The organism is Ignavibacteriota bacterium, from assembly GCA_016708125.1.
Classification (GTDB): domain Bacteria; phylum Bacteroidota; class Ignavibacteria; order Ignavibacteriales; family Melioribacteraceae.
The window spans coordinates 205,951-223,270 of record JADJGF010000001.1 but is presented as its reverse complement, the minus strand read 5'-3'; the positions used below and the strand labels follow the sequence as shown (position 1 = coordinate 223,270).

Genomic DNA, 17,320 nt, shown 5'->3' with positions numbered 1-17,320 from the left:
TAGAAAGGATTCGAATATTTTTTTAATAAAATTTTAAAATCTGTAAGAGATAAATATTTAAAATCTGGAATTGGGAAAGATTTTTAAAAGGTTTGATTAAAATAAGCCCGGATGGCGAAATTGGTATACGCGCTAGGTTCAGGTCCTAGTGGGAGAAATCCTGTGCAGGTTCGAGTCCTGTTTCGGGCACTAAAAAACTTAGAATTGGTCTGGTTAATTATTATTGAGTGATCAAATTATAAAATCTGAATTAACACTTCTTTACAATCAAGCAATTGATTTTACTAATTCTCATTATGAAAATTTTCCCGTACTATCATTTTTCGTTCCTAAAAAATTAAGAAAATATGTTGCTGTAGTTTATCAATTTGCTCGGCAAGCTGATGATATTTCTGATGAAGGAAATCATTCCAATCAAAAAAAACTAATTGAACTTGAGAAATATGAAAATGAATTGATTCAGTCTTTCAATCAAAATTATAAAAATGATTTTTGGAAAGTTTTTTATCATACCATAATTTCAAAAAATTTAACAAAAGAAAATTTTATTAATTTGATAAAAGCATTTAAACAAGATTTGATAAAATTTAGATATAATGATTTTGATGATTTATTAAATTATTGCAAAAATAGTGCTGATCCAGTTGGTAGAATAATTTTGGAAATTTATGAAATAAGAAATAAAGAAGCTAAAAAATATTCCGATTTAATTTGTACTGCATTGCAATTAACAAACTTTTATCAAGATGTTTCAATAGATTTTAAAAAAGGAAGAATTTATATCCCACAAAATGAAATGAAAAAATTTTCAGTTGGCGAAAATGATTTTCAAAATACTTCGAGTAACAATATTCAATTTGTTGAGTTAATGAAGTTTCAAATTGAACGAACAAAAAAAATGTTTTTAGAAGGAAGAAAATTATTAGACTTTTTACCATTTAGATTGCGCATGCAAATTTTAGTTACAATTAAAAGCGGCGAAGCAATTCTATATAAATTAGAAAATATAAATTATGATGTGTTAAATCAAAGACCAAAATTAAGTAAAATTGATTTCATTAAAATTTTTTCATCAGCGATAATTTTTGGAAAATAATTATAGAAACTTCAAGCGAAATATCGAAAAAAAGTAAAAGCAGTTTTTATTATACTTTTGCATTTTTACCGAAAAAGAAAAGAGAGGCGATAAAAACAGTATATGCATTTTGCAGAATGACTGATGATATTGTTGATAATAATTTTGAATCGAAAGAAGCTCGGTTTGAAAAATTAAAAAAGTGGAAAGATGAATTTGAATTATCATTAAAAGAGAAATCAAATAATTCAATATTAGTTGAACTAAAAACAGTTATTGATACATTTAAAATACATGTAAAACCTTTCTTCGATTTAATTGACGGCGTTGAAATGGATTTGGAGAAAAACAGATTTGAAAATTTTGACGAGTTAAAAAAATATTGCTATAATGTTGCTTCTACAGTTGGACTTATGACAATCCCGATTTTTGGATATAAACTTAAAGACACAGAAAAATTTGCAATTAATTTGGGAATTGCACTTCAGTTAACAAATATAATTCGTGATGTAAAAACCGACGGAAAAAATAATAGAATTTATTTACCAAAAGAAGATTTGCTAAAATTTAATTATTCGGAATCTGATTTGTTAAATTCAGTTTACAATGAAAAGTTTATTGAATTAATGAAATATCAAACAACACGGGCAAGAAAATTTTACAATGATGCAGATAAATTTTTATCGACTAAAGATAAATCAAATATGTTTACGGCGCGTGCAATGGAATATATTTATTTACGACTTCTCGATAAAATTGAGCAAGAAAATTTTGATGTGTTTTCCAAAAAAATTAGAGTATCAAATCTCAATAAAATATTTATTGCTCTTTCAGTTTTTATAAAATATAAAACATTTTATAAATGGCTAAGTGTATAATAGTTGGCGGCGGATTAGCCGGATTATCTGCAGCAGTTTACCTATCAAAAAATGGCCACCAAATTGAATTAATTGATTCTTCACCTAAACTTGGCGGAAGAACATATTCTTTTTTCAACGAAAAATTTAATTCTGAAGTTGATAACGGCCAGCATTTATTGATGGGATCTTATAAATTAACTTTGGAATTTTTAAAGTTGATAAATGCATTCGATAAATTAGAATTTCAAGATAATTTAAAAATTGTTTATATAAATACAGAAAGTGAAAAATTTAAAATTGATGCTTCAAAATATTTTTATCCTTTAAACTTGTTAAATGCAATTTGGAATTTTAATGCATTAAACCTAAATGAGAAATTCCATTTTATAAATTTTGTAATTTCAATTCCTTTTATAAGCAATTCCAAATTAGAAAAATTAACTGTTGCTGAGTGGTTAAAAAATAATAAACAATCAGAAAATGCAATAAAATCTTTCTGGGCAAATTTAACGGTAAGTGCGTTAAACACCAATATTGAAGACGCTTCCGCAATATTATTTAAAAACATGCTGCTGAAAATATTTTTCACCGGAAATAAATCATCAACTATATTAATTCCTAAAGATAATTTAAGTAAAATATTTGTTGAACCAACTTTGGAATATTTAAATAAAATGAAATTTAGTTATTCTGTCTCTGAAAAATTAGAAAGTATTAAAATTGAAAATAATTCTGTTAAAGAAATTAAAACAAATAAAAGAACTTTAACACAATTTGATAATCTGGTTTTAGCAATTCCGTATCATCAAATAAGTAAAATAAAGTGCAATGAGAAATTATTGGAAAGCGATTTTGGCGATTATGATACTTCCGCAATAATTTCTGTAAATCTAAAACTTAAAGAAAATATTTTCACAGAAAAATTTATTTCATTAATTGATTCTCAAATTCATTGGGTTTTTAATCACGAAGAATTTATAACTCTTGTAATTAGTGATGCAAATAGCTTAATCCAACTTTCGCAAAACCAAATCATTGAAATTTGTATTACAGAATTACAAAAATATTTCTCGGACTTTAACAAAAATTTAATAACCGATAGTTTTGTAATAAAAGAAAAAAGAGCAACAATAAAATCAAATTTAGAATTTGAAAATTTTAGAAGTAAAATAGAAGCAAAAATTAGTAATGTTTTCTTTATCGGAGATTGGACAAATACTGGTTTACCTCAAACTATAGAAAGTGCAATTTACAGCGGAATGAAAGCTGCAAATCAAATTAAAAAATAAAATATTTCAAATTTTTATGTTCTTCTGTATTTATTTATTGGAAAATATTATATTAGGTTATAGGAGTATTTTTATAGTATAAAATAATAATTACTAACTAATATTTATTTGAAGAAACCGGAGGTTTACATGTCAGATCTGAAAGAAAAGCTGTTTAAGAAAATTGAAGCATGGCGCCCGCGTACCACACGTCTTTTGAAAGAATTTGGTAATGTTAAAGTTGATGAAGTTGATATTGGTCAAGTTATTGGCGGTGCGAGAGATATTAAAAGTCTTGTTACGGATATTTCTTATCTTGATCCATTTGAGGGAATTCGCTTTCGCGGATTAACAATTCCGGAAGTGTTGGATCAACTGCCAAAAGTTCCTGAAGCAGAAATGCCTTATGTAGAAGGATTCTTTTACTTTTTACTAACCGGTGATATTCCTTCGATGGAAGATGTTCAAGCTGTTGCAGAAGAATTTAGCAATCGTCATGTTGTTCCAAATTATGTTTTTGATATTCTAAAAGCTATGCCGGAAGATTCTCATCCGATGGTAATGTTTTCAACGGCAATTTTGGCAATGCAAAGAGAATCGGAATTTGTAAAAGAATATAATTCGGGACATTTAAAGAAAAATGATTATTGGGCTCCAACTTATGAAGACGGTTTAAATCTTCTTGCAAAAATTCCCGGAATAGCAGCTTTTATTTATAGATTAAAATATAAAAATGGTGATTTTATTGAATCTGATTCCAAACTTGATCTTGGCGGAAATTTTGCACACATGATGGGAATTGCAAAACCATATGATGATGTTGCAAGAATGTATTTTATTTTACATAGTGATCATGAAAGCGGAAATGTTAGTGCTCATGCCGGTCATTTAGTTGCAAGTGCTTTATCTGATTTATATTATTCAATTTCTGCAATGACAAACGGGCTTGCCGGACCATTACACGGACTTGCAAATCAAGAAGTATTAGGCTGGCTGCAAGGTGTTTATGATAAAATGGGTGGTAAAGTTCCATCTGAAGCAGAAATGAGACAATTTGTTTGGGATACTTTAAAAGGCGGTCAAGTAATTCCGGGATTTGGTCATGCGGTATTAAGAAAAACAGATCCTCGTTATATGGCGCAAAGAGAATTTTGTCTAAAACATTTACCAACCGATCCATTATTCCAATACGTAGATTTACTATTCAAAGTTGTTCCTCCGGTTTTACTTGAACAAGGAAAAGCTAAAAATCCTTGGCCGAATGTTGATGCACAATCCGGCGTTATTCAATGGTATTACGGTTTGAAAGAATATGATTTCTATACTGTTCTGTTTGCTGTTGGAAGAGCATTTGGAGTAGTTGCAAATATTATTTGGGATCGTGGTCTTGGTTATCCAATAGAACGACCGAAATCTGTAACAACAGAAATGTTAGAAGAAGCTGCCGGAATTAAAAGTGCAAATTCATAAAAGGATTTTATTTTTCCTAAATTCTGGAAACTGAATAAAAAAGGGATGTATTCGCATCCCTTTTTTTATAACATTAAAAATATTTTGAGGATAATTTCACAAATGGTTTTAGAAAATTTAATTGAGCTGAAACAAAAATTTCAAGCCGGAAAATCTACTTTAACTGAATCTGAAATAAATGAAATAATTTCCGAAGCGATTCAGTTAATAAGTAATCTTGAAAATAATTTTTTTGAAAATATTAATAATGTGAATGAACTTTCCAATTTATTAAATGCAATAAACGAAGGTGATTTTGCAAAATTATTCATTACAAATTTTGATGAAAAGTTATTTTATAATTTTGGTGAAATACTTCTTAAAAATTTCAATCAATGCGAAGATTCATCAAAATCTATTTTTGAAAACCTTTTACAAAATTTTCTAAATTTTATCAGAAACTCAGAATTTTTAAGAAAAATTTCTGAAGATAAAAATTGGACAAATTTAATTTCTAAAATTATTGAAGTAACAAATTTCAATACCAGAAAAATGTTTCAGCAGCGCACTAATCAATATGGGAAAAAAGTCTTATTTAAAGTTTTAAAAGGTGAAAAAGTACATGATTATTCTTGGAATGAAGTAAATAAAATTATTGGAAGTTACTCGCAATCGTTTTCAGTTTTGCTTGGTTCGCACATTGAAAAACCGCGCGTTGCATTCTTAATGGAAAACAGTTTAACGATGGCTTTGCTTGATTTAGCTTGCTTAAACAGTGGAATTATTAATGTTATGATTCCCGCAAATTCTGTTTCACAGCATATTTCTTACATTTTAAATCAAACGGAATGCGATGTAATTTTAATTGCAAACGATAAACAGTTGGCAAAATTAAAATCCGTAAAAAAAGAATTTAAATATCTGAAGAAAGGAATTTTAATTGAGGGAACCAGCGCTGAAGATTGGGTAATTTCGTTCAATGAATTTTTAGCTTTACATCCAAAAGAAAAAATTGAATTAATATTTAATGATTTGGAAAATGAAAAACCCGCAACACTCATGTACACTTCGGGAACAACCGGAGAACCAAAAGGAATTATTTTTTCGCAAAAAAATATTGTATTTAAAAGATTTTGCAGAGCAATAGCCTTGCCGGAAATTGGTGATAAGGATTTATTCTTAGCATTTCTTCCGCTTTATCATACCTTTGGAAGATGGCTTGAATTAATGGGAAGTGTTTTTTGGGGAGCTACTTATGCTTTTATGGAAAATCCCTCTGCGGAAACTATGATTGCAAATATGAATTTGGTACATCCTTCAGTATTTATTAGTATTCCAAAAAAGTGGATACAACTTTTCGAATTTGTTTCTACAAAAGTTGATGTTGAATCAGATTCGGATGATAAAATTCTAAACGAAGTAAAAAATATTACCGGCGGAAATTTAAAATGGGGATTATCAGCTGCCGGATATTTGCCGGCGGAAGTTTTTCAATTTTTTCAGAAATATAATATTCAATTGATGAGCGGATTTGGGATGACTGAAGCAACCGGTGGAATTACAATGACTCCACCCGGAAAATATATTCCTAATTCACTTGGAAAAGCTTTGCCCGGAATTGAAATAAAATTAGGCGAAGACGGCGAACTTTTGGTAAAAGGCGATTATGTAATGCCGGGATATTTTGATCAAACAAAAGAAGAAACATTTATAGAAGGCTGGTTTCCAACCGGCGATATTATGAAAATGGATTCTCTTGGATTTATAGAAATTATTGATAGAAAAAAAGAAATCTATAAAAACATAAAAGGCGAAACTATTGCTCCGCAAAGAATAGAAAATTTATTCAGAGATTTTGAAATTGTTAAACAAGTGTTTGTTGTTGGTGATCATCGTCCCTTTAACACAGTTTTAATTCATCCTGATTATGAGAATCAAATTTTTCTTAACATGAATGAAGATCAAAAGAATGAATATTTTTCAAATTTAATTGTAACAATAAATAAATTTTTAGCACCGTTTGAAAGAATTGTTGATTTCAGAATTATTCAAAATTCATTTACGTTGGAAAATGGTGAATTAACTCCCAAAGGAACTTTTAAAAGAAGAGTTATTGAGGAAAATTATAAATCTTTAATCGAACAGCTTTACAAAAAAGACTATTACTCGCTTCATTTGGAAAATATTGAAATAAAAATCCCAAATTGGTTTTTGCGCGAACGCGGATGTTTAAGCGGAGATTTAAAAATTTCAGATAATTATTTGGTAATTCCTAAACTTGATAAGAAAGTTACAATTCAAAAAATTGATAAGAATAATTTCAGAATCGGTGATTTCAATTTTAAAATAAGTAAACCGTTTATTGATCTTCATGAATTTTTAATAAATCCAATTTACTGGATTGGCAATAACGAATTTGTACAATTTACCGATGAAACAATTCTGCAATGGTACAGACAAAATCTTGAAGATGAAAGCATTCATTTGATTAGCAGCAATAAAAAAGAATTTGATTATTCCGCAAGTTATTTACAGTTAAATAAAATTCTTCAAGCGGGAGAAAAATCACTTTACGGATTGCATCTTGCAGTACTTTTAATTCAATCTGAAAATTTTGAGAATGGAAACTTAGGAATTGAATATTTAAATTCACTATTCCAAGATGAACACCAAGAAATTTTTAAAATTGCTTCTTACTTTTTGGATAAACCTTTTCTCGCAAAAAATATTGAAGTTAAAAAACATCTATTCCTTCTTGCAATAAAATATGCAAAGCAAAATAGTATTAAAAAGATTTTTGAAATTTATTTAAAAGATGGACGTTCGTTATTCGATGAAAATATTATTGAAAATATTGTGAGCAATAGGAAAATATTGGATTCGTTAAATATTTTGGATGAAATTCTTAATGAATATGTTCAGCTAAAATTCAAAATTGAAAATCTGCACGAAACAATAATTTCAACTTTGCTGGATATTCTTTCTCAAGCCGGAATTAAGCATCCAACACGTTATGAGGAGATGCGAAGAAAACTTGTTAAAATTCAATTGATTGAAGATTGGCCCGAACTTTCGAAATTAGCCCAAGATTACAGAACTAAAATGAGAAAAGGATTTAGGAAATGGCTCGGCGTAAATGAAACTGTTGCTGTTGATATCGAAAACAATGAAGAATACGGCTGGGATGATGTTTTAATTTTTGAGGAAGATTTAACTGATTTGGAGAAATCATTTTTAAACAAAGTTATTTCTTCAACTGTAATTATTAGAGAATCCGTATTTCTATTTTCAAAAGGAGTTTTAATCGGGTTAAGTAATATTTTGCCAAGAGGAATTTGGATTAGTAAAATTAAGGATGAAGATCAATTAACACTTTACAGAATTTCTGTTCAGACGCGTCACCAAGGTTCATTCGATATTATTTTCCATCAAAATAAAAATAGAAATATTACTGAAATAAAATCCGAAGTAAACTGGCTTATTCTTGCCGGCTCAAGATTTTTTGTAACGGAATTAGTTGAGGATTTTGGCGGTTATTGGGATGATTTTAAAATCTGGACTCAAAAATATCAACCCGGATTAAATGTTGAAAGTTTGTTTTACAGAGATGTTAAAAAGGATGAGCAGATTGCAATGGAGAAATATTTTTACATTTGGCCTTTCTTTATTTGGAATGCAACTGCTGCGTATATAAATTTTTGGCGATTAACATCCGGAAGAATGCAGCTTACAAATCCGGCTCCCGATAAATTAATTATTCCATCACATGATTACCAATTGGGAACGAGGTTTACTTCATTATCGGATCGTTCTGAATTTACAAATTTCACAAATCTGTTATTTAATTTTCATAATAAATTCGTTGTTCCAATTGAATCAAAATATTCATGGGTAAAAAGAGATTCATCTTGGAAATATATTTTCCCCGGACTTATCAATGCCGAAGGTGAATATGAAGGAGTAGAAATATTAAGTTTATTTTTATTGGAATTGAAAAGTGATGAAGAAAAAAATCGAGAAATAATTTTTCAATTAGAAAAGTTTTTAAAAAGTATTAAAAATAATGGATATATACCCAAGCAGCTTTATTTTGCAATTAAACGATTTGCAAGATGGAGTAAGTTGAATAATGAAGCCTCGTTTGAAGCCCAAGCTGAAATGTTAAATGAACTTTACGAAACTTATAATTTGGTAAGCTTGGAAAAAATTCACCCTGAAACAAGAACAAGATTTTTTGTGCATACCGTATTCAAAGAATCTAATGATGAATTTAAAAATTTAATTAGAGAATTATGTTATTTGCAGCATGATGGAAAACTTTCCAAAGAAGAATTTTTACGTGAATTATCAAGAATCCAAAATGAATTTAAATTAAGCGATAAGGAAATTTATTTCCTAACAAGATTAAGTTATCCTCATCTTAAACCAACTGATTCAGCATCGTTTTTACATTTTGCAACGGAAGGAGATCATGCGGCAAATTTAGTTGTGCAAGTTGATGATCATGAAGGCAATCCTTTTTATATTAGGAAACCGATTAGCCCAAAAGAAATTTCAAAATTGTACCAATTATTTATTGATGCAAATATGCAAGTTAGCTTCAAACCGGAGCATAAATTTTTGGTGGCAATTTCCGATAGAGGATTTATTATTGGCGGAATGTTTTATAATCAATTTGAAGAAGAAGTTGTTCATATGGAAAAAATTGTTGTATCAAATAGATTTAGAAGAAAAGGTGTTAGTGAAGCTTTGATGAATGAATTTTTTAATAGAATGAAAGATGAAGGTTTTGGCTATGTTACAACCGGGTTTTTCAGACCCGAATATTTTTACAAATTTAATTTCAAAATTGAAAAAAAATATTCCGGTTTAGTAAAGAAATTGAAAGAAAATTAAAAATGTTGAACTTTTTTATGAAATAGTTTAGGACATGTTTTAAAGCAAATGAAAAATTCATATTTTTACACTTATTTTAAAAAATATAAGGTCATTTTCAAATGAGAATTAAGAAAAAAGTGAAGTTTGTTTTTGTTACCGGGGGAGTCGTTTCTTCACTTGGAAAAGGTATAACCGCTGCGTCTTTAGGATTACTTCTTAAACAAAGAGGTTATTCCGTTACAATTCAAAAATTTGATCCTTATATTAATGTTGATCCTGGCACAATGAGCCCTTTTCAGCACGGCGAAGTTTATGTAACCGATGATGGTGCGGAAACCGATCTTGATCTTGGACATTATGAAAGATTTCTTGACGAAAATATGTCAAAAGCTAATAATACAACTACGGGACAAGTTTATCATGAAGTAATTTCTAAAGAACGACAAGGAGATTATCTTGGAGCAACCGTTCAGGTAATTCCACATATAACCGATGAAATAAAAAGAAGAATGTTATTGCTAGCAAGTTTAGGAAAATATGATATCATAATTACAGAAATTGGCGGAACCGTTGGCGATATTGAAAGTTTACCGTTTATGGAAGCAATGCGCCAATTGATGATTGAATTAGGCAGAAAAAATGCAATAAATATTCATGTAACACTTGTTCCATATATTCAATCAGCCGGTGAACTTAAAACAAAACCAACTCAGCATAGCGTAAAGGCTTTGTTGGAATTAGGAATTCAGCCGAATATTTTAGTATGCAGATCAGAATTGGAATTATCTCAAGAAATTAGAAATAAAATTGGATTATTCTGCAATGTTGATTCTAAAGAAGTAATTTCTGCTTACGATTGTTCAACAATCTATGAAGTTCCATTAAATCTCCACAGACAAGAATTTGATAAATTAGTTTTGAAAAAGTTAAAACTTTCCGATATAAATATTCATCTTGAAAAGTGGGAAGAATTTGTTTCAAAAGTTAAAAATCCAACCGGTTCTGTTAATATTGCCGTCTGCGGAAAATATACGGATTATTTAGATGCGTATAAAAGTATTACGGAATCTTTTATTCATGCCGGTGCAGAAAATGATGTTAAAGTTCATGTTAAATATATCAGCGCAGAAGATTTTATAAAACGCAAACCTGAAAATCTTTTAAAGGGAATGGATGGAGTTTTAGTTCCCGGAGGTTTTGGGGAACGGGGAATTGAAGGAAAATTAGTTGCAATTAAATATGTTAGAGAAAATAAAATTCCTTTCTTTGGAATTTGTTTGGGTTTACAATGTGCCGTAATTGAATTTTCAAGAAATGTCTTAGGAATTAAAAAAGCAAATAGTGCGGAATTTGTTAAAAATCAATTTAACGTAATCCATATTATGCCTGAGCAATTAAAAATTAAAGCTAAAGGCGGAACTATGAGATTGGGCTCTTATCCTTGTTTAGTTACAAAAGGAACCAAAACAAAAAGTGCATATAAAAAAGAAAAAATTAACGAGCGTCACAGACATCGATATGAAGTAAACAATAAATACAGAGATGATTTGGAAAAAAACGGAATGTTAATTAGCGGAATTTCTCCAGATGGCGAATTAGTAGAAATGATAGAATTGGTTGATCATCCTTGGTTTGTTGGTTGTCAATTTCATCCAGAATTAAAATCCAGAGCAACTAATGCTCACCCTCTATTTAGAGATTTTGTGAAAGCTGCCGTTGAATATTCGTTAGGGAAAAAAGAGAATTGATTAAAATAATTTTATTTTTATTTGCCACTGTTTGTTTTGGACAAAGTTTTAATAATTATCATAATTTAGTTGAAAGAAGTGATAGATTAATCTACAATTATGAATTTGAAAAAGCTATCGATTTATTAAATTCTGCTATAGAAAAAAAACGTGAAAGACCTGAAGCGTTTTTAATTTTATCGAAAATTTATTTATGGTATTATTTAGGAAGCAGCAATTCAAGCGATTTAAAACTTTTTGAAAATTACGCAGATTCTGTCATTTCAAAATGTAATAATATTATTGATGATAATAACGATATCAACATTTTATATTTGCTTGGTAATATTTACAAATACAAAGCAATGATGAGCGCCGCTAATGCAAATTCGTTAGATGCATTTTGGGCAACAAAAACTTCCGTCGGTTTTTATGAAGATGTTCTTGAAATCGATTCAACATATTATTCTGCGCAAGGTGGAATTGGAATTTTTGAATATGCTCTAACATATGTACCGTCTTTTTTTTCATGGGCTTTAACTTTTACGGGACTTTCTGCTGACGACAATAACGGATTTGAGTTAGTAAAAAAAGCATATTACAAAGGAAAGAAAGATAAAATTGAGTTGCAGTTTCATCTTGCAAAATTGTATGATGAATATTTAGCAGATTATAAAAGTGCAATAAAATTGCTCGATCCATTAGTTGAAGAATTCCCACAAAATAATATATTGCAATATCAAAGAGCAATTGAATTTATAAAATCCAAAAATTTGAATAAAGCAAAAATCGATTTAGAAGAAATTTTAAAAAACGGTCATCCAAAATTTTCACAAACAATTTCTTTTACAAAATTTTTATTGGGTGATGTTTATTTTAGACAAAATAATTTTGAAAAAGCTCTCGAATATTATCAGCAATTTTTACAAACGACAAAGACAATTGATTATACGGGAATTGCATCTTTAAGAGCTGCAATTTGTAATCATTTTTTGGATAACCAAAATGAATTTAGAAAATATGCAGTCTTGGCATCAAATGGAAATCAAGATATTGAAGATGATAATTATGCAAAAGAACTAAGTCTTAAATTTTTGGAAAATGGTTTGAATAAAGAATGGGAATTTCAAATAAAAATTGAAAATTTATACTTAGCCGGAAATAATAAAAAAGTTATTGAAAGTGTAAATGAAATTGTTGATACAATTGAATCGGAAGAAATTAAATCACTTTTATTAAATTATAAAACTTCCTCACTTATTGAATTAAATAAATTTTCTGATGCGAAAAAAATTGCCAATCAATTAAAAAATTATGATTTGCAAAGTTCATTCTGGATAAAACCAATGGCTTATGTAAATTTGGCAAAAATTAATATGGCAGAAAAAAAATATTCTGCGGCAAAACAATATGTTCAAGCTGTTTCTGAAATTGATAATTACAGTAGAAAAAACCAAATAAAATCATATTTAAACAAAATAAAAATTGATTTAAAAGGTAAAAAACTATAAAATTTACAATAACTAAGAAATTATCTAAATTATTAGCTTCTAATTAAAAAATAATATTTATGCTAAAATTAGCTGTTTTTGTTTCCGGAAGAGGTTCAAATTTATCTGCAATAATTCAAAAAATTAAAAGCGGAAAATTAAATGCCGAAGTTTTAGCAGTTATAAGTGATAAAAATGATTGTAAAGCATTTGAAATTTGCGAAGTTGAAGGAATTGAAAAATTTGTTATAAGTAGTATTTCGGAAAATTCCGAATATATAATTTACGATGAATTGATAAAAATACTTTTTGCTAAAAAAATTGAATTAATAGTTTTAGCGGGATTTCTAAAAAAAATTCCAACTACTTTCGTAAATACTTTTAAGAATAAAATTATAAATATACATCCGGCTTTGCTTCCGGCTTTTGGCGGAAAAGGAATGTACGGAATAAATGTTCACAAAGCAGTTTTCGAATCTTCGGCAAAAGCAAGTGGCGCAACAATTCATTTTGTTGATGAAATTTATGATAATGGAAAAATTATTGATCAAAAAGTTGTTGATATTTCTGATGTGAAATCACCGGAAGAAATTGCTGAAAGAGTTTTAAAAGTTGAGCATGAAATACTTCCTTATGTAATTCAAAAATTTGCAGAAAATAAAATTTGTTTAATTGAAAATAGAGTAATAATAAATCGGGATTAATTTTGAAGAAGAAAGCATTAATAAGTGTTTCTGATAAAACTGGCATTGTTGATTTAGCGAAATCATTAATAAAAAATAATTATGAAATTTTAGCAACCGGAAATACATCTAAACTTCTAAAAGAAAATAATATAGAGTGTATAGAAATATCAGTGTACACAGGCTCGCCGGAAATATTTCATGGAAGATTAAAAACTTTACACCCAAAAATTTTTGGCGGAATTTTATACAGACGAGATAACGAAAATGATTTATCTGAAGCGAGTGAAAATTCGATTGATCCGATTGATATAGTTTGCGTTAATTTATATCCATTTGCAAAAGTTGTAAATCAAGATGTAGATCAGCAGACTAAAATTGAAAATATTGATATTGGCGGACCAAGTTTAATTCGTGCTGCTTCAAAAAACTTTAAATTTATTTCTGTTTTAACAAATCCAACCCAATATTTACCTTTTATTGAAGAATTAGAAAAATCTGAAATTAGTGAAATAACAAAAAGCAAACTTGCTGGTGAAGCATTTTCTCACACAGCTCAATATGATAAAATAATTGCAGATTTTTTTGAACGAGAAGTTATACAAGAACAGAAAAATTTAAGAATTAGTTTTCCTTTGCATAGCGAATTAAGATACGGAGAAAATCCACATCAGAAAGCTTATCTTTATGGAAATTTATATGAGAATTTTATTCCGCTTCATGGTAAAGAACTTTCTTATAATAATATAATTGATTTAATTGCGGCTGTAGATTTAGTGAAAGAACTCGATAATAATTCGTGTGCAATTATTAAGCATACAAATCCGTGCGGAGCCGCAACCGGAAATGATGTATTTGATGCATACAAAAAAGCTTTATCTTGCGATCCCGTTTCTGCATTTGGCGGAATCGTTGCTTTCAATAATGAAGTAAATATTAAAACTGCAGAAAAATTAAATGAAATATTTACAGAAGTAATTTGTGCTCCGTCATTTGAAGAAGGAGCTTTAGAAATTTTGAAGCAGAAGAAAAACAGAAGAGTTATAAAAGTTATTGCTGAAAGTGGTAATACAAAGTTGCAATTTAAAAGTATCCCGAATGGAATTATTGCTCAAGAACCGGACAATAGTATTTTTCCGATAAATGAATTAAAAACTGTAACTGAAAAACAAATTTCGGAAGATCAGTTAAAAGAATTAAAATTTGCGTGGGTTGTTTGCAAACATACAAAATCCAACGCAATTGTTTTCTGTAAAGATCAAATGGCAATTGGAGTTGGAGCCGGACAAATGTCAAGAGTAGATTCATCAAGAATTGCAGTTGAAAAGGCAAAACAAAACGGACATAATTTACAAAATGCAGTTGCAGCTTCTGATGCATTTTTTCCTTTTGCAGATGGAGTAGAAGAAATTGCAGAAAGCGGAATAATAGCAATTGTTCAACCCGGCGGCTCAGTTAGAGATGATGAAGTAATTGCTGCAGCAAATAAAAAAAATATTTCAATGGTATTTACCGGAATTAGAAATTTTAAACATTAAGAGGATATATGGGAATTTTTGATATATTTTCAACTGATATAGCAATTGATCTTGGTACTGCAAACACAGTAATTTATGTTAAAGGAAAAGGTATTGTATTGAATGAACCTTCAATTGTAGCATTTGATAGAAATACAAAAAAAATTATTGCACTTGGAAATAAAGCTAAAGAAATGATGGGAAGAGAACATCGCCAAATAAGAGTCTCAAGACCAATGCGCGATGGTGTAATTGCAGATTTTGAAATTGCAGAAGGCATGATTAGAGAATTTATTAAGAAAGTAAATCGCGGTGCATTTTCGAGCAGAAGAATTGTTGTTGCAGTTCCAAGCGGAGTTACAGAAGTTGAAAAACGTGCTGTAAGAGACAGTGCTGAACATGCCGGTGCAAAAGAAGTTCATTTAATTGCAGAGCCAATGGCTGCAGCAATTGGAGTTGGAATAGATGTGAGTGCACCAGTTGGAAATATGATCCTTGATATAGGCGGCGGAACAACGGAAATTGCGGTAATTGCGTTAGACGGAATTGTAAACGAAGAATCACTTAGAATTGCCGGTGATGAAATGAATAATGCCATAATTCAATTCTTCAAGAAAAATTATAATCTTCTAATTGGCGAACGTACCGGAGAAAAAATTAAATGTGAAGTTGGCTCTGCGGTTCCATTAAAAGAGGAAATTACAATTCAAGTTAAAGGAAGAGATTTAGTTGGAGGCATTCCTAAAACCGTTGAAGTTAGTTCTGTTGAAATAAGAGATGCTCTAAATGAAAATATTACACAAATTGTTGAGGGTGTAAAGCAGTCATTAGAGAGAACTCCGCCTGAACTTTCTGCAGATATTTTGGATAGAGGTGTAATTATAACCGGTGGAGGTGCATTATTAAAAGGATTAGATGAAAGAATAAGAATGGAAACAAATTTACCTGTTCACATTGCAGATAATCCTTTGTTGGCTGTTGTAAATGGTGCCGGAAAAGTTATTGAAAATATGAATAAGTATTCCAAAGTTTTTATTCGTAAAAGAAGTTACTGATGTCAAAATTTGTAAGAACATTCTTAAACAGTTTTAAAGAATATATTGTATTAATTTTACTTCTTATTTTAAGCCTTCTTATTATAACCTTAAATGAAAATCATAAGGTTAAAAATGTTAGACTCTTTTCATTAGGAATTTTTGCATCATTCAATAAGATTATTTTGGATTTTGGAAATTATTTTGAAGACACAGAGTACGTTGAAAGTCTGCTAAAAAACAATGCTCAACTAATGCTTCAAGTAAACGAACTTAGAGATTATGCTTACGAATTTGATGAAATAAAAAATCAGATTGAGTATAAAGATAAATCAAATTTTGAATTAATTTCCGCTCAAATAGTTTCCAGATTAGTTTCAAAAATTAGCGGCTATTTTATTATATCAAAAGGTTCCGCTGATAGTATTGAAATTGGCTTGCCCGTAATAACAGATAAAGGTTTGGTTGGAATTATTACGGATGTTTCTCAAAATTATTCAACGGTTAGAACTTTGGAAAATAGTTTATTCAAAGTTGCCGTTCGAGATCAGAGAAGTAATGTTGATGGAATTTTAAATTGGGATGGCAAGGATTTACTTATTAAAAATGTGCCAACTACAGAAGATATTGATGTTGGCGATAGAGTAATAATTTCAGAACTAAGTACAATTATTCCACCCGCAATTCCAGTTGGAATTATTTCAAGTAAAGAAAGTACCATTTCCGGAATTTTAAGTAACATTAAAGTAAAACCGTTTGCTGATATAAGTAAAATCAAAAATGTTCTGATCTTAAAAAAAAGCGAAGATTTACAACTTGATTCATTAATTACAAAAACAATTGGAGTATTAAAATAAATTACTTCAAAATTATATTGCCAATTTTAATTTTTTTCCCGATTGTGATTCTACAATTTATTTTTATTCCGATGATTGCAATCGGCTCAATAGTTCCAAATTTAATAATAATTTTACTTGTTTATTATACACTTAGTTATGGTCAATTACTTGGAACAATTTTGGGTGCATTTTATGGATTTATATTTGATATAATTTCCGGAGGAATATTAGGAAGTGCAATGTTTTCAATAACAATTGCCGGATTTGCTGCTGGGTATTTTTATAATGAAAATAAAATTGAGTTTAATATCAAAACAATGTTTTTTATACTAATTGTTTTTATATCTTCATCGGTAAATTCATTTTTTTATTTACTTTTAACAAGTTCAGAAATTAAATTAACAACATCATATTTGGTTTTTGAGAGCGGAATTCTTCCGGGAATTTATACATCTGCAATCAGCATTCCTTTTGTAATTTATAATAAAAACAAAAAATAA

Annotated in this window: 12 protein-coding genes and 1 tRNA gene; all 13 read left to right on the top strand. The window is 29.1% G+C overall.

Features of this window, described 5'->3' with window-relative positions:
- The first annotated feature begins 105 nt into the window (after positions 1-105).
- The 13 genes from IPH62_01090 to mreD all read left to right on the top strand — a co-directional run bounded on the left by IPH62_01090 (position 106) and on the right by mreD (position 17,320).
- A tRNA-Leu gene (locus IPH62_01090) sits at positions 106-189 on the top strand.
- Between the two features lie 34 nt (positions 190-223).
- Positions 224-1,096, top strand: coding sequence for a squalene synthase HpnC (gene hpnC, locus IPH62_01085; protein MBK7103865.1), 873 nt, complete (start codon positions 224-226; stop codon positions 1,094-1,096).
- Entirely contained in the window at positions 1,096-1,953 is an 858-nt protein-coding gene (locus IPH62_01080; protein MBK7103864.1) for a phytoene/squalene synthase family protein, read from the top strand. The genes hpnC and IPH62_01080 overlap by 1 nt, the downstream gene beginning before the upstream one ends.
- On the top strand, positions 1,938-3,224 hold the full coding sequence (locus IPH62_01075) for an oleate hydratase (protein MBK7103863.1): 1,287 nt from the start codon (positions 1,938-1,940) through the stop codon (positions 3,222-3,224). The genes IPH62_01080 and IPH62_01075 overlap by 16 nt, the downstream gene beginning before the upstream one ends.
- Before the next feature lie 129 nt (positions 3,225-3,353).
- Positions 3,354-4,673, top strand: coding sequence for a citrate (Si)-synthase (locus tag IPH62_01070; GenBank protein ID MBK7103862.1), 1,320 nt, complete (start codon positions 3,354-3,356; stop codon positions 4,671-4,673).
- Between the two features lie 102 nt (positions 4,674-4,775).
- Positions 4,776-9,548, top strand: a complete 4,773-nt coding sequence (locus tag IPH62_01065) for a GNAT family N-acetyltransferase (GenBank protein ID MBK7103861.1) — start codon at positions 4,776-4,778, stop codon at positions 9,546-9,548.
- 101 nt (positions 9,549-9,649) lie between these two features.
- Complete coding sequence (locus IPH62_01060; GenBank protein MBK7103860.1) at positions 9,650-11,278, top strand: CTP synthase; 1,629 nt, start codon at positions 9,650-9,652, stop codon at positions 11,276-11,278.
- Complete coding sequence (locus IPH62_01055) at positions 11,275-12,768, top strand: tetratricopeptide repeat protein (protein ID MBK7103859.1); 1,494 nt, start codon at positions 11,275-11,277, stop codon at positions 12,766-12,768. The genes IPH62_01060 and IPH62_01055 overlap by 4 nt, the downstream gene beginning before the upstream one ends.
- Before the next feature lie 59 nt (positions 12,769-12,827).
- Positions 12,828-13,451: a phosphoribosylglycinamide formyltransferase gene (locus IPH62_01050; GenBank protein ID MBK7103858.1), complete on the top strand. Its 624-nt coding sequence runs from the start codon at positions 12,828-12,830 to the stop codon at positions 13,449-13,451.
- A 2-nt stretch (positions 13,452-13,453) separates the two neighbouring features.
- Positions 13,454-14,968: a bifunctional phosphoribosylaminoimidazolecarboxamide formyltransferase/IMP cyclohydrolase gene (gene purH, locus IPH62_01045; GenBank protein MBK7103857.1), complete on the top strand. Its 1,515-nt coding sequence runs from the start codon at positions 13,454-13,456 to the stop codon at positions 14,966-14,968.
- 8 nt (positions 14,969-14,976) lie between these two features.
- Positions 14,977-16,002 carry a rod shape-determining protein gene (locus tag IPH62_01040; GenBank protein MBK7103856.1) on the top strand — a complete coding sequence of 342 codons (1,026 nt, stop codon included), beginning with the start codon at positions 14,977-14,979 and terminating at the stop codon, positions 16,000-16,002.
- On the top strand, positions 16,002-16,838 hold the full coding sequence (mreC, locus tag IPH62_01035; GenBank protein MBK7103855.1) for a rod shape-determining protein MreC: 837 nt from the start codon (positions 16,002-16,004) through the stop codon (positions 16,836-16,838). Before IPH62_01040 ends, mreC begins: the two co-directional genes overlap by 1 nt.
- Before the next feature lie 17 nt (positions 16,839-16,855).
- The gene (gene mreD, locus IPH62_01030; GenBank protein MBK7103854.1) at positions 16,856-17,320 is read left to right on the top strand and encodes a rod shape-determining protein MreD; all 465 of its coding nucleotides are present in this window, start codon (positions 16,856-16,858) and stop codon (positions 17,318-17,320) included.